Source organism: Pinirhizobacter sp. (genome assembly GCF_036499745.1).
In the GTDB taxonomy this organism is placed as follows: Bacteria; Pseudomonadota; Gammaproteobacteria; order Xanthomonadales; family Rhodanobacteraceae; genus Pinirhizobacter.
Genome location: NZ_DASYDG010000054.1, coordinates 32,103 through 47,859, shown reverse-complemented (window position 1 = coordinate 47,859; position 15,757 = coordinate 32,103). Strand labels below are relative to the sequence as shown.

Sequence of the window (15,757 nt, the reverse complement as noted above, 5' to 3'; positions counted from 1 at the left end):
AGGAGCCTCAAGGGTTGATCTTGATCTGCCAGGCTGGTTCGGTTTGAGCCGCCCGCCAGGTCGGATACAGGGCGGAAACCACCGTGGCCGCCATCGAAAGCAGCACAGTCAGCCCCACGAGCGAGGCATCGGCGTGTACCAGATGGGCAATATTCGGCTCGAAAAGTCCCCCGATGCCCCAGAGTCCCAGCATGGTCAGTGCCACGCCCAGAATGCCGCCGACGAAACCCACACTGGCTCCCTCGATCAGGAATTGCCGGTACACGGACGCCCGCGACGCACCCAGGGCGCGGCGTATACCGATCTCTGGCGCCCGCCGCATGAACCTGGCCAGCATAAGGCCGACCACATTGACCAGCACGATCAGTAAGAAGCTGGCAGAAACCAGCATGGACAAGGACGATGCCTTGGGCGTAATACGCAGGTAGGCCATCCATCCCATCAGATCATGCAGCCCAATATTCGGCGGCCATGCGAATCGGCCCAGGCGCTGCTGCTCTTCGGCATAGTGGCGCAGGTACTCGCGGTAGCTGGCCACGTCCGCGGCCGTCGGAAGCTCGACCCAGGCGGCGATGCGCCCGCATTCGCTATGGAGATACGCATCCCAGTTCGTCGTATCCACTGTTCCCGTATCCGTCGGACAATCGGAGTACTTGCTGTCCTTCTTCATGTCGGTCGCGCGGGTAAACGGGATGTAGATGTCGCCCACGTCGTCGAACGCGCCCGCCGAACTCATCACGGCTACGTCAAAGAAGCGCGGCTTGGGGTTCCAGTCGTCAAGGACACCGGCGACCTGAAACGCCTTCCCGTCGAGGCGAAGCCCCTGCCCTACGCTATTCCGGCCACCAAACAGTTTTTCGTTCAAGGTCCGGCTGATCACCACTACGGAGGCATGCCGCGCGTCGTCGTTTGAGGTCCAGGCGCTGCCGTAGCGAAATGGCACATCGAACATCGGGAAGAAGTCGGCGGTGACCGCATCGCCGGTCATCGGCAGGGCGGGAATCGAGGGGTCATTCGATTCCACGCCCCACTTGGTCGGATACACCAGCGTCTGCCGCTTGGCCTTGCGCGCCTGCCACAGAGCCACCGCATCGGTGTAGCTCAGCATGTCAGGCGGCTGGCCCTGGAAGGTGTGCGCCGGACCGGCATTGTCGATCTGTGGGGCATAAAGCTGCGAGGATCTGGCGGGAATCGGGTTGCTCGTCGTTGCGCGAAACACGGCGTAAGACACCATGCAAGCCGATACACCGAAAGCGAGCAACGCCACCACCAGCGCCGTCAACGCCTTGCTCCGCCGGCTGCTTCGCAGTGCCAGCTCAACGTAATGACCCCACATGCCCCGCCCCTGTCACTTCCCTTGCGTGCATGGTACGGGAAATGCGCCAGCTTCTCGCCATAAAAGCGCCTCAACTCCGGTCTAGCCTGAATGCCTCAACGAGGGGTTCAAGTCGATGAATTACACATGGCGTCAGGCCGGGTTACTCGCCGTCCTCTATTTGGCGAGCGTTGCCGCAAACGCGTTTCCTCTGGACACGCCATCCTCAACCAGTGCTTTGCCTGCGACCTGGCAACCCCCTGCCCCGCTCGTCCAGGTTCCACTTTGGCCGCAGGGACACGCGATTGCGCGCCCGCCCGTGACCGGGCCGGAATCGGTCAAGACCGGCGCCATCATCGAAAACGTCACCCGCCCCACGATGACGGTCGTCCCCCCTAAGGGAGCCAATACCGGCACAACGGTCGTCGTGTTTCCGGGAGGAGGATTCAGGGTAGTCGCCATGGAAGGAGAAGGCACCGAGGTCTGCGACTGGCTGACAAGCAAGGGTATTACCTGTGTTCTTCTAAAATACCGCGTCCCCACGAGTGGCCCGCAGTGGGATGGCTCGTGCAACTGCCGCCGCGAGCCGACCGTCCATATGGCGCTGCAGGATGCCCAGCGCGCTATTCGGCTTCTACGTCAAGAGGCGAGCGACCTGCACATCGACCCGCACAAAATCGGAGTGATCGGTTTTTCAGCCGGCGGTAACATGGTCGCCGACGTCAGCAACGCTGGCGAGCACAGCTATGCATCGGTCGATGACGCCGACAGGCTTAGCGCCCGGCCCGACTTCGCCATGGCCCTGTACCCGGGCCGCCTATGGGAAGGAAAAGGTGTCGTGCTCAACCCGACGCTCCACGTGACGGCGAAGACGCCGCCCACCTTCCTTGTCCAGGCTGAAGACGATCCGGTCGATGACGTCCGTAATTCGATCACCTATTACCTCGCGCTGAAACAGTCAGGCATCCCAGTGGAAATGCATCTGTATGCGACGGGTGGCCATGCCTTCGGCCTGCGCAAGAAAGATCAGCCGATCGGGGTGTGGCCGGAACTGGCGGAAAAATGGATGAAGTCGATCAGCATGCTACCCCATGGCTAAGAAACGAGTATGCATGATTCGTTATGTATCAAATAGTAAGACATATACTTCATCTCAAATATATTATTCTTCATACATCGATCGCCCCTGACAAAGGGTCCAGCGACCCGGCGTCACGCACGCCCCTCCCCAGCCAGGTGAGCCTGCTCAGGACCGCCATCAGTTGGGTGTCATCGCCCGCGTCGCGGGACTATGTTTGTCCCACGACACGGGGCGCCCATCACGATGCAACTTAACCGACGCCAGTTCCTCGCCATGGCCGCTGCCCTCGGCGCTGCCGCCATCTGGGGGCGGCCGCTGCATGCCCTGTCGCGCATCCCCTGGCGCGAACGCCGGGATCTGTACCCTGAAGGTGTCGCCTCGGGCGATCCCACCGCCGATGGCGTGATGCTGTGGACGCGCTATCCGCTGAAGGATCCCGGCAAGGTCGCCACGCTCAACGTCGAAGTGTCGGAAGACCCCGGCTTCCAGCGGGTAGTCGCCCATGGTGTGGCCCGGGTTTCCAGTGCCGCGGATTGGACCTGCCGGGCACTGATCGGCGGCCTGAAACCGGCACGTGAATAGTGGTATCGATTCACCGATGCCCAAGGCAACGGCAGCCGCGTCGGCCGCACGCTTACCGCGCCGGCGGAGAATGACGATCGCCCTGTCCGCTTTGCTTTTGTCTCCTGCCAGAACGCCAACTTCGGCGCGCAGAACGCCTACCGTCGCATGATCTTCGAAGACGAGCGCGCCGCGCCAGAGGATCGCCTAGGCTTCGTACTGCACCTGGGCGATTTCATCTACGAGATCGTCTGGTATCCGGAGGACCGGACCAAGGGCATGTACGACCGACGCATTCGGGACATCGTCCGTTATGCACACGGCGAGAAGATCGCTGATTTCCATATCCCCACCACGGTGGACGATTATCGGGCCATCTACCACGCCTACCTTCACGATCCGGATATCCAGGACGCGCGGGCACGTTTCCCGTTCGTGGCCATGTGGGACAACCACGAATTCAGCTGGCAGGGATGGCAGAGCCAGCAGCGCTTTGACGGCAAGACCCATGCCCGCCAGACACGCAAGGTGGCAGCCAACCAGGCCTGGTTCGAAGTACATCCGGCGCGGATCAAGACGCCGAGCGGCTCGCACGATCAATTCAACCCGCCGCACGTGGTGGATACACCGATCGAGCACTTCGACGATGCCGGGATGGGCCAGGAATCGAACAACCTGGCCGCGCTTGCCAGCCTTACCGGTTATCGCACCCTGCGTTGGGGCAGCAACGTGGACGTGATCATCACCGATCAGCGCAGCTATCGCTCTGAGGATCCGCTCGACCGCGCCGAGGCGGATGCTTTCACGGCCAAGGAATTTCCCGAGTTTGTGCCCCAGGAAGCTCAGGAGATCCTCGATGCCGGGCGCAGCTATAACCAGGATAAGCCGCCGGCGACGATCCGTTGGGGCGACCAGGATCTTCCCAACTTCATGCGCGACAAACCGCGCAAGGTGATCCTGGGCGCCACCCAGCAGGCGTGGTTCATGCAGCAGCTGAAGGCATCGAAGGCCACCTGGAAGATATGGGGCAACACCACGGCCACGCTGGACATGCGCGCTGATCCGCAGAATCTGCCGACCGGCCTTACCAAACCCTGGCCTGGCGCTGGCTACGCCGGTTTCGGCGGTGGCGACCATAGCAGTGCCTACGTGGAACGGGCCGAGATCTATGATTTCGTCGAACGCGAAGGCATCACGGGTTTCGCCACGGTTGCCGGTGACAGGCATAGCTTCTGGGCAGGCCTGGCCGCCAAGGCTTTACCACCGCACAAGTTCGAGCCCGTCGGCGTGGCCTTCGTGGTCGGATCGATCTCAGCGCCGGGAATGGTCGAGGCCATGGAGCACAACTTTGCCAGGGAACATCCCCTGCGCCCGTTATTCCTTGCCGACAATGCTGGCACGGCCAAGCCAGGGCCGGCCGTGAACATGTTGTTGCACCACGGTGTCCGCAGTTGCCTTGAGTATGCGAAGAGCGCCGACATGGCCAAGGCGCGGGCGGTATCGAATCCGGACAACGCGCCCCATGTCGCCTTTGTCGACATGGGTGGCCATGGCTATGCCGTGGTGAAGGCCAGCCCAGAAGCGCTCGAAACGGAATTCGTCTGCATCCAGCGGCCTATCGAACGTGCCACCGGCGAGGATGGCGGACCGCTTCGCTATCGCGTGGCGCATCGCACGCCGGTATGGAAAAAAGGCGAGCGACCGAAGATGGAGCAGAAGATGCTGGAAGGCGATGCTCCGTTTTCGGTGTGAATGCAGCCAACTTGAGCCCTTCCCCAAGGAAGGGCTCATCCTTTCAGAAGCGGTTACCAACGCATACGGAAACCTAGCGTGCCATTGACCGCGTGCGAATCACCGTAATGCGATAGCCCCGTCTGCGCCTGCACTTCTCCGTATACCGAATAACGTCCGCCTGCCCAGTCGAGCGCGCCACCCACGCCTGCCCCGCCCCACCACCGTTCGTTGCGCGTGGTGAAGTCGGTGCCGGCCACGTTCACGGTCGCCCCGTCCTTGAAATGATCGTAGACGTTGGCGATAGCGTACACGTGTGTCACGACCGGGCCAGAGGCGCCCTGGTGGGTGCTCCGGTAGTCGATGGTGGTGCCTGCACGGGCGGTGGCGGCAGTGCCGGTCTGCTGGGACACGCGCGCGCCGAACGCATCGTTGAAACTATCGAACGACGTGTTGCCCCACGTTACCTGGGCCTGCGGCACGATGGACCACGCGTCGCCCAGGGACACGCGTTGGCCCACTTCCACACCTGCGGCGTAGCCGTTGGCTTTGTTGTCGTCGCCAAGGATTTGCCCAAGCGTGGTGGAGTGCAGGTCGGACTTCAGGCGCAACAAGCGTGCCTGGCCATCGGCGTAGAAACCGTTGTCGGCGTACCAGGTCAAAGCCGCTCCCACGCCATAGGTATGGGTGTTGATGCGGCCGTCGCCATAAGCCGAATGCACATCGGAGCTGTCGTGGCCGAATTGCAGCGAGGCGCTGCCGACCAGCTTGCCGCCGTCTGCGTTGGCGAGCGTTGAATCGATGCCCACTTCTGAGCTGCCACTGGATACGTCGTAGTGGGTGCCGCTGGTGGTGGTTTCGGGCTTCACGGTCTGGTTGCCGCCCTGCACACGTACCCACACACCCTCGCCCGGCTTCATGCCATCGGCAGCCTGCGTACCGGCCCACTGACGGTCGCCGGTGCGCTGGAACAGCGTGTCGAGCGTATTTGCCTGCTGCAGGATGCCCGCATAGGCCTCGTACAGCGGCACACCCGGCTGATACAGCGGCGGCGGATTATTGCCCCCGGTACCTGGATCGCCAGGATCTCCCGGGTTACCCGGATTGCCCTGCGGATTGGTCAGCGCCGAGCGAAGGTACCAGTCGCCGTCGTTCGGATTGGCATCCGTACCCTTGTAGAGACGATAGGCATAAGCACCGGCAACCACCGCCTGATCGCCCTGGAACACATAGTCGCCCTTCAGCGCGAAGGCGCCATTGGATGCGCCCTGTACATCGATCAGCCTGATGCCCTGCGTGGTCGCGGCACCGGTGCCGCCGACGTTGGTGACCTGCACCGTGGCCGTGCCCGAGGTGTTGCCCGCCACGACCAACTGATCCGTGGCCGACGAATCACCCCCCAGCGCACTGTTGAAGTTCAGCGTGCCGCCCTGGCCGGTGTAATCGCCCTGCACGGTCAGCGTGGTGCCGGGCGCGGTGCCGAAATTCACCGTGCCGGCGTTGGCGAGCGAAGCGATGTGCTGCGCATGGCCGCCCAGGTCCAGCGTGGCGGCCTGCTGCACCGTGAAAGCGGACGAGGCGTTGAAGGCGCTGTCTACCGCCGCGGTCAGGGTTCCTCCGCTCACGGTGGTGGCGCCGCTGTAGCTCGATGCGCCGCCCAGCACCAGGGTGCCTGCGCCGGCCTTGGTGAGGCTACCCGTACCATCCATACCGCGGGTCAACTCAAGCGTCGTGCCAGTGTCGGTATCGATGGTCGCCGCGCCGCCCAGCCCCACTGTGCGACCACTCTGGAAGCTGCTCGTGGTGTGCAGCGTGGCGTCGTCGATGGAGAGACTGCCCAATGACTGGCCCAGGTTGCCGTCGTTCGCCACCTGCAGCGTACCGGCGTGCACCGTGGTACCGCCGACATAGGTGTTGGCGCCGTTGAGCACGAGGGTGCCCAGGTCGTCCTTGACCAGCATGCCGGCGCCGGTGAGGGCCGAGTCGACCGTGGCCGTCATGCCTGCGCTGGCTGCGGTGCCGTCGCCCACGCGGATGGTGGAAGCGCCGCCCGTCAGCTGGATGTCGCCACCGGTAAGGTGGTAGCCGTCGGTCTCGAACTGCATGCCCGAGGCACTGACCTGCCCGTTCGTGTTGTCCACCGTCACCGTGCCGCCGGTACCACCGAATACGGCCAGGGCACCGTTCGTATAGGGTGCATTGAGCGAACCGGCGATGTCGGTCCAGTAGTCGTTGTCGGCCAGGCGCCACGTGCCGTTGCCGCCCGTGATGGTACCGTCGTTCGCATGGCCCGGACCGTCCCAGAAGCTGAGCGTCAGGCCCTGCGTGTTCACCAGGTTCACCTGGTTGGCCAGCGAGGTCTGCACGAAGACATCGGTGCTGGGTAGCGTACCCAGGGCCAGGCCGTTGTCGATAAGGCTGCCGTCGTAGCTGAAGAGGCGATACACGCCCGCGCCGAAGCTGCCGCCCGGCGAGGTCGACACGTTGAGGGTACCGTCCAGCGTGAGGTTGCCGTGTACCACGGTGAGGTCGTTGAGCGCCCCGCCTACCGTGCCAGCCTGGCCCAGCTGATATGCGAGCGCCGCGTTGGCGCCCAGGGCGAGGTTACCGTTGATGGTGAGCGTGCCCGCCGAAGCGCCCGGGCTGAGCGTACCGCCGTCGGCGACCGTGACATTGCCGCCGATCGTTCCGGTACCACCGAGCGTGCCGCCGTTCAGTACGTTGGTGGCACCGGTAGCTGCGGACTGGTCGCCATTGATGAGCAAGGTGCCTCCCTGCACCGTTGTGGCACCGGTATAGCTGTTGCCGGCGGTGAGCGTGGTCGTGCCGCTGCCGAGCTGCGTTACGCCGCCCACGCCTGAGACCTGACCATCGAACGCATGGTCATCGGAATGGTTGAAGGCCAGCGTGCCGTTATTGATCACGTCACCGAGTATCGAGCCAGTCGTGCCGCCCTCGCCAAGCTGCAACGTGCCATCGGTGATGGTCGTCCCGCCGGTATAGGTGTTGTCGCCGGCCAGCACCAAGGTGCCAAGGTCCGACTTGGTCATGCCGCTGCTGCCGGTGAGCACCGAGGCTATCGTGGCCGTCATGCCCGCGCCGTCCGTCGTGCCATCGCCCACACGGATGACCGGAGCGGACCCAGTTAGCGCGATGGCATCGCCCTCGACGCGATAACCGTCGGTGGCGAACTGCATGCCGGAGCTGTTGATGTCACCCAGGCTGGCATCGACGGTCACCCGGCCAGCGGCACCGGCAAAGATCGCAAACGTGCTGTCCTGATAGGAGGCATTGACGCTGCCGTCAACGAGCGTCCAATTGTCATTGCCCGTGGCGTTCTGCCACAAACCGTCGCCACCTTGCACCTGGCCATCACCACGCGCACCATTGCCGTCCCAGAAGTTCACCGACAAGCCGTTGGTATTGACCAGGTTCACCTGCTGGGCAATCGAGGTCTGCAGGAAATAGTCCGGTGACGGCACCGAACCAATGTTCAACCCGTTGTCGGTGAGCGCACCGCCGTACCCGATGATCCGGTAGATGCCCGGGTCGAAGCTGCCACCCGGCGGCACCGAGACATTGAGCGTGCCGTCGAGCGTCAGGTCGCCGCTTACCTTCACCAGGTCGTTGAGCGGGCCGCCGACCACATTGGCCTGCCCGAGGTTGATATTGAGGTTGGACGCATCGCTCAGGGCCATGCTTCCCTTCACGGTCAGCGTACCTGGAGCGCTGCCCACGTCGCCCGGGCTGAGCGTACCGCCGTCGGCAATGGTGACGTCGCCGCCGATGCTGCCCTTGCCGCCGAGCGTCCCGCCGCTGTCGACCGAGGTCGCACCCGTCGCTGCCGTCTGGTCGCCATTGATGAACAGGCTACCGGCGCGCACCGCGGTCGGGCCAGTGTAGGTGTTGACACCGCTCAGCACCGTGGTGCCGCTGCCCTGCTGCTCCACCGCGCCGACGCCGGAAACGACGCCTGCGAGGGCGAGGCTGTCGGAACGATCCAAGACCAGCGTGCCGTTGTTGACGACATTGCCGACGATCGAACCGGTGGTGCCGCCGTTGCCTAGCTGCAGTACGCCGCCGGTGATGGTGGTGCCGCCGCTGTAGGTGTTGTCCCCGGCAAGCACCAGCGCGGCGCTGTCGATCTTGTTCAACGCACCGGCGCCGGTAATCGTTCCGGTCAGCGTCGCATCAACCGTGGTATCGAAGGTGCCGCCGCCGCTACCGAGCGTCATATCTCGGGCCGAAGTAAGCGCGCCCGTGTTTTTCAACGTACCGCCATTCAGCGACACCGCACCGGCTGCGTCGCCGAGATTACTGTCGTTGTTGACGGAGACGATGCCGCCGTTGATGAACGTACCACCGGCATAGGTGTTGGCGCCTGAGAGAAGCAGCGACCCCGTACCGATCTTGGTGAGCGCACCGGCGCCACTGATGGCTCCGCTGGCAATCATGATGACCGGCGTATCGATCGTGCCGCCACCCTGGTTGAGGGTGATGCTGCGCGCCGTGACGAAATTCCCCCCGCCAGTCCGCAGCGTGCCACCGTCGAAGCTGAGCGTGCCTGTGGTATTGCCCAGGCTCGTATTACTCGATGCCTGCAGCACGCCGCCATTGATCGCCGTGCCGCCGGTGTAGATGTTAATGCCGCTCCGAAGAATCAGCGTGCCGAGATCCTCCTTCACCAGACTGCCGGCACCATTGAGCGAAGCGGTGATGGTCGCCGTCATGTTCGCGCCATCGGCGGTGCCATCGCCGACGCGGATCACATCCTGCCCGGCGGCGAGGGTGATCCCGGCCCCGGTACCCGTGACGGTATAGCCGTCCACCGCAAACTGCATGCCGGAACTGGTCACGGCACCAAGGGTGTTGTCCACCGTCACCGTGCCCGGTGCACCCATGAAGACGGCGAACTCGCCGTCGGTATAGGGCGCGTTGAGTTGGCCAGTCTGGTCGGCCCAGTTGTCGTTGCCCGCGCTGTTCTGCCAGACGCCGGTGCCACCATCAATGGTGTTGTTGGCGTGCCCGTTCGGGCCATCCCAGAAGTTGAGCGTGAGCCCGCTGCTGTTGAGCAGGTTCACCTGGTTCGCGACGGACGTCTGCACCTGATACGTGCCGGCCGGCGTGGCACCCAAGGTGAGGCCGCTGCCGGAGAGCGCGCCGTCGTAGCTGATGATGCGATACAGGCCCGGACCAAAACTGCCGCCCGGCGTGGCCGACACATTGAGTGTGCCGTTCAGATCAAGGTTGCCGTGCACCACGGTGAGATCGTTGAGCGCGCCGCCCACTACGTTGGGCTGTCCGAACTGATAGTTGAAGACGGAAGTGGGAGCCGCCGCCAGGTTGCCATTGAGGGTGAGCGTGCCTGCCGCGTCCGTATCGCCCGGGCTGAATATGCCGCCGTTGTTCACCCGCACGTTGCCGCTGATAGTGCCGGTACCGCCCAGCGTCGCGCCGCTCGCCACCAACGTACCGAGGACGGCGCCGGATTGGTCGCCGTCGATCAGCAAGGTGCCCGCGTTCACGGTCGTCGCGCCGTTGTACGTGTTGTTGCCGGTGAGCACGGTGGTGCCGCTGCCACTCTGTGTCACGCCTCCCGTGCCAGAGATCAAACCGCCAAACGTATAGACGTCCGAACGGTCGAACGCCAGCGTGCCGTTGTCCGACACGTTGCCCACGATGGAGCCATTTGCGCTGCCATTGCCCAGCTGCAGTGTGCCTGCATTGATCGTGGTGCCGCCGGTATAGGTTTCGGTGGCGGTGAGAATGGTGGAACCGGTACCCGATTGCTGCACCTTGCCCGCGCCGGAAATGACGCCGTTGAGCGTCATGGTGTCTGAACGATCGAAACCCAGCGTGCCGGCGGTATCCACGATCACCGTGCCACTGGCGATCGAGCCACTGTTGCCGCCATTACCCAACTGCAACAAGCCGTCATTGACCACGGTATTACCCGTGTAGGTGTTAGTCCCGGTCAGCAACCAGGTACCCGCATCATTCTTGGCCAGCGTGGTGATGCCGCCAGGGCCATCGATGATGGTACCTCCCATGGTGTTGTTGCCGGTGTTCGTGCCGCCAAGTCCCAGCGTGCGATTGCCGCTGCCGGTGTACGCGGCCGAACCGGTATTGGCGAAATCGATCGCGCCGGTGCCCGATGATTCGATCACGCTGGTACCCAGCGAAAGCGTGAACAGGCGATCGGTGGTGTCGCCCGTACCGGTGTAGCGTAAGGTCGCGCCATTGCCGATCAACAGGTTGGCGGCGGCATTCGACGACGAGCCGATGCTGCTGGCCTGTCCGCCATCGGTCAGGTGATCGACACCAAGCACGCCGCCGGAGATCGCGGTGACGCCGGTGTAATTACTCGCGGCATTGCGAAGAATCCAGGTGCCGACACCGGTCTTGCTGAGCGATGTCTTGCCGGTGCCATTGTCTGTGATCTGCGCTGAAAGGCTGTTGTTGTCGGCGCTGGTGCCGGTGAGCGTGACCGCCTGGGCCGTGTTGGGCGTGCTGAACGCGATCGCACCGGTGTTGGTGAACTGCACCGCGCCAGTACCGGATGCATCGAGCGCGCTGGTGGCGGATGGTCCGAGTGTGAATAGACGATCGGTTGAATCGCCCGTGCCCAGATACTGGAACGTGCCACCATTAAGCACGAGGTTGCCGGCGGCGGCGCTGGAGCTGCCCATGGAACTGGCGCTGCCACCGTTGTCCAGGCATTCGACGCCAAGGGTGCCGGCGTTGACCGTGGTGGTACCGATGTAGCTGCTGTTGCAACCACTGAAGATCTGCTTATAGGCGCCGCCCTTCACAATGGCGCCCGTCCCCAGGATCGCGCCAGCGTAGTCGGCAGTGCCCGTGCTGGCGGCGTTGAAGGACAGGGTCGCACCACTCAATTGCACGTTACCGCCGGTCGTACCACCACCGGTCAGTAAACGTATCGTATTGTCGAACCCGTTCAGGTCCAGCAGCGCACCGGCGGTATCGTCCATCTGGAAATTGCCCGTGCCAAACAACTGGCTGGCGCCCGCACGCAAGATGCCGCCGCTGACCCGCGTACCCCCCGAATAGGTGTTGTTGGCGTGGGTCAAGACCAGCGTGCCGTCGCCCTGCTTGATGAGAACACCGGGACCCTGGATCAAGCCGCTGTCGGTGAGCGTCGTGGCCGCATTGGTGATATTGAGCGCCCCGTTTGCCGACAACTGCATGCCACGGTCGATGCTGACCGTCGCACCGGTATAGGAAAGAACACCGCCGCCGAACGTCAGGTTCGTCGGGTCGGCGGTGGAAGCACCAATGCCACTGTTCTGACCGCCATTGGCCAGGCAGTCCGTGATGATCATGGAGGAGAAGATGTTGGTCGCGCCGGTATAACTATTGTTGCAGCCGCTGAACGTTTGCGACGTGCCGGAAAACGCGCTCACTGAGCCCGCGCCGCTGATGCTGCCGGTGAATGTGCCGGTGCCCCGCAACTGCAGCACGCCGGTATTGCCGAGGGTGAGGTTGCCCGCGCCATTGAGCCCGGTGACCCAGACCGCAAAGCCGTTGAGGTCCGCGGTCGCGCCGGCATTGACCGTCAACTGGCCGGCACCCGCACCGGTCGCGAGCCCACCGAACGCCTGGCTTGATCCCGCACGCAGCGTGCCAGCGTTGACCGTATTGCCACCCGTGTACGTGTTGGTGCCGGTAAGCACGAGGGTGCCCGCACCGTCCTTGACCAGGGAGCCGCTGCCGACCACGGTACCGTCAACCGTCAATGTCGTGCCAGCTTGATCGACGGCCACATGGCCGGGACCGCCGCCCAGCGTGAAGCCGCGGTCGATATCCACCGTTCCGCCGGTATATTCCAGGCCGCCTCCGGACTGCAACGCAAGGCTGCTCGAATCGCTGGTCGCGGCGCCAAGGCTGCTTGCCTGTCCACCATCGGCTAGCGTGGCCACGGACAGCAGGCCCCCGCTGACCGTCACCGGTCCCACGAAATCATTGCCGGCGTTGGTTAACGCCAGCGTACCCGTGCCGCTCTTGATGAAGCCGGCATCGTCCGGGCTGGTCACCTGGCCGCTGAACGAGAGCACCGTGGTTCCATCGACCTGGACCGCGCGCGATGGGCCGCCATTGACCAGTGTGAAGCCGCGATCCGTGGAGGCGGTGGCACCGATGTAATGCAGCGAGCCGTTCTCGATCACCAGATTGGACGGGTCGGCCGATGACGCACCGATCGCGCTCGCCGCGCCGCCGTTGGCGACGCTGCTGATATTGAGCGTACCGCCGCTCACCGTGGTGCCGCCGGTATAGGTATTGGTGCCGTTCAACGAAACGGCTCCGGTGCCTGATCCCCCCGAGACGAAACTGGTGGCACCGCCGTTATCGACGATAGTTGAAGTGATATGGAAATTACCGCCGCTGTTCTGCAGCACGCCCAGCGGGCTGCCGCCCGAGCCGCCGGTAATCGATCCGCCCTGGATGGTTTGGCCGGCGCCCGCTACGGTCGGGGTGATGATAATGCTGCCATCCACACTGAGCGAATTTGCAGCTCCGATACTCACGATGGAATTCGCCAGGGCGGTGTATTTGAGCCCTCCGAGCGCGACATTGCCGGCCACCGTTCCGAAGTATCCCGTGTTGGTCGCTCCGCCTTCGTCGCTGACGATGTCACCGTTCACCCAGGTGCTGGCGTCGTCCTTGTCCGCATAGGCGGTGAACGCGGTGATCACCCCGCCGGTCACCTGCGCGTAGTCGGTACCATTGACGGTCGCCCAGCCACCAAGCGCGCCGTCGGCGTGCGTGGTGGTGATGGTACTGCCGGTGTTGAAACCGAAATCGACAAGGCCACCGCTTCGATTGATCCCCCCAAGCCCAACGTTCAAGGTGTGGCCGCTGGCCGCCGTCGCATTGATGCGGTTGCTGCCAGCAGTGACGTTCAGGCCGTTGAAGCTTTGGCTATCGGCTGCTGCACCGCCCGTGATGGTCAGCGCGCCGCCGTTGAGGTTGAGCGCGGAAGCGCTGCCGATGATATTGCTCGTCGGTGCGCCGGCCGCTGCGAAGTTCAGTGCCAGCGTGCCGCCACCGATGGTGGTGTCGCCGCTGTAAGTGCTGGCGCCGGTCAGCGTTTGCGTACCCGCGCCGAGCTTGGTCAATCCGCCCGTGCCGACGATGGCGCCGGCGTACGCCGTGCTGCCGGAGGTGGATTTGAGCGTGAGCGTGCCGCTGCCCAGGTCCACGCTGCCACCGGTACCGGCTAGCGAGGGCGCCGTAATGTCCTGGCTGTTGAGATCGAGCGTACCGCCATTGACGACCACCGCCTTGGTCGTGCCGAGGGCCTGGTCGGAACCGGCGATCAACGTACCGCTCTGCACGGTAGTGGTACCGGTATAGGTGTTGTTGCCGTCAAGCTCCCAACTGCCCGCGCCATTCATGGTCACGCTACCAGGCCCGGAAACGATGCCCGACAGCACGTTGGGCCCGGCAAAACTGCCACCGAGTGTCAGCACGCTGGCGGCAGCAGCCGTCGTGGCGGTGCCTGAAAGAGAAAGCGCACCGGTGCCATCGTTGTCGATCACGCTGGCACCTGTGACCGAGAATGCACGATCCGTGCTGGTCAGGCCGCCGATATAACTCAGTGTGCCATTGCTCAGCGAGATGCCACCCGCCGTGCCGGTACCGAACGAGCTGTTGGTGCCAGCGACCGCCAGGACCGGGGCAACGACGGTGATGTTGGTAATGCCCGAGCCGCCGAGATAGGTGTTCGATCCGCCGAGTGTGATGGTGTGTCCTGCGCCACCGGTGTACACGACCTGGCGAGTGGAACCAGCAGAACTGATCACGCCGAGCAACTGCATATCGGCAGAGCTCGCATTGAAGTTCATCCCTTGCGTCCCCCCGCCGGCAACGATGCCTCCGCTGAGAATCAGGGCCCCGGTCCCAAAGTTCGCCAGCTGGTTGCCGCCACTGGACGTATTGTTGAACTGCCAATCGCGGTTGGAACTGTCGCCGTCGCCACGGTAAACCAAGGTGCCGCCCAGACCACCGCCGGCCACCACCAGGATCGTGCCGTTCGCCTCCGTGGTAGGCGCACCCAGTGAACTGGCCTCACCGAGATTGCCCACCGACGTGAAGTTGTAGGTACCACCGGTGTAGAAAGTCGTCGCACCGGTGTAGTCGCTGGCGTCATTGCTCAGGGTCACACCGCTGGCAAGATCGAGACCACCCGTGCCAGTAAAGCGCGCCGAACCGACACCCACACCACGCGCGACCACAACGCCTGTGATGGTGATATTGCGGGTCGCCGCCAATGCGCCGGTGGCGGTCAGGGCGGTTCCCGTGGCCATCACCACGTTGTTGCCTGCAGCTCCCAGGGAGGCGTCAGTGGCGACAACCATCGTACCCGCCGTCAGGTTGACATCGCCGGTGAACGTGTTCGTACCGTTGAGCGTCAGCCCGCCGGCACCGCTCTTGGTTAGTCCGACGTTGCCAGCGATCACCGAGTTAATGGTGGCTGCGACGCCATTGCCCGTGGAAATGGTCGGAGTCGTGCCCGCCAGGGTAAGCGTTCCGCCATTGAGCGCGAACCCGGTTAGGTTGAATGTCAGGTTCTGCGCCGTGATCGGCGCGCCCAGCGTGACCGTGCCTGCGGTCCCGGTGAAAACGGCATTATCGAAAGCCGCGTTGTTCCAGGTCACGAACGGCCCGGCAACGCCGTCGCTGGCGCTGTTGAAGAGCGCAGAGGTGGTATCCCACGTACCGGTACCACCGTTACCGGCCGATCCACCGTTGACGTCCCAGTACCGGTCGGCGGAAAGCGCCGGCGCGGCATAGAGCGAGGCCAGTCCCATCAACACGCCAACGCGAAGCGTCCATGTGCCGTGTGACCTGCGCGCCGATGATGATCGCTCGTCGACCGCCCGCGCCGCAGCGCGCCCGCGTCCCTTGCCGTGCTTCCCGGCGAGTTCGGAAGCCACCATCCATGTGTTCAGCGCCCTGGACCAGACGATGCGAAATACGCGGTTCATCAATTTCCCCTGTCGAGGGCCGAAGGGGGTTCTCCGGCCAAATAGCCGCTGACAGGCGCA

Annotated in this window: 4 protein-coding genes and 1 pseudogene; 3 read left to right on the top strand and 2 right to left on the bottom strand. The window is 63.8% G+C overall.

Annotated features, from left to right (window positions below):
• Nucleotides 1-7: 7 nt before the first annotated feature.
• Nucleotides 8-1,282, bottom strand: coding sequence for an ABC transporter permease (locus VGM61_RS17890; RefSeq protein WP_331524257.1), 1,275 nt, complete (start codon nt 1,280-1,282; stop codon nt 8-10).
• Nucleotides 1,283-1,451: 169 nt separating this feature from the next.
• Here VGM61_RS17890 and VGM61_RS17885 point away from each other — a divergent pair, with 169 nt between their 5' ends.
• The 3 genes and pseudogenes from VGM61_RS17885 to VGM61_RS17875 form a co-directional block, all read left to right on the top strand.
• A complete protein-coding gene (locus VGM61_RS17885) occupies nt 1,452-2,414 on the top strand; it encodes an alpha/beta hydrolase (protein ID WP_331524256.1) in 963 nt (320 codons plus the stop codon).
• A 225-nt stretch (nt 2,415-2,639) separates the two neighbouring features.
• Nucleotides 2,640-2,978, top strand: a complete 339-nt coding sequence (locus VGM61_RS17880; RefSeq protein ID WP_331524255.1) for a PhoD-like phosphatase N-terminal domain-containing protein — start codon at nt 2,640-2,642, stop codon at nt 2,976-2,978.
• A gap of 102 nt (nt 2,979-3,080) precedes the next feature.
• A pseudogene (locus VGM61_RS17875) lies at nt 3,081-4,709 on the top strand (alkaline phosphatase D family protein); the annotation flags it as partial.
• Nucleotides 4,710-4,762: 53 nt separating this feature from the next.
• On the opposite strand, the gene VGM61_RS17870 reads toward VGM61_RS17875, so the two are convergent.
• On the bottom strand, nt 4,763-15,697 hold the full coding sequence (locus VGM61_RS17870; RefSeq protein WP_331524254.1) for an autotransporter-associated beta strand repeat-containing protein: 10,935 nt from the start codon (nt 15,695-15,697) through the stop codon (nt 4,763-4,765).
• Nucleotides 15,698-15,757: the final 60 nt, after the last annotated feature.

Coding starts and splice junctions, on each gene's coding strand:
- VGM61_RS17885 (WP_331524256.1), top strand. CDS start 1,452: ATGAATTACACATGGCGTCAGGCCGGGTTACTCGCCGTCCTCTATTTG.
- VGM61_RS17880 (WP_331524255.1), top strand. CDS start 2,640: ATGCAACTTAACCGACGCCAGTTCCTCGCCATGGCCGCTGCCCTCGGC.
- VGM61_RS17870 (WP_331524254.1), bottom strand. CDS start 15,697: ATGAACCGCGTATTTCGCATCGTCTGGTCCAGGGCGCTGAACACATGG.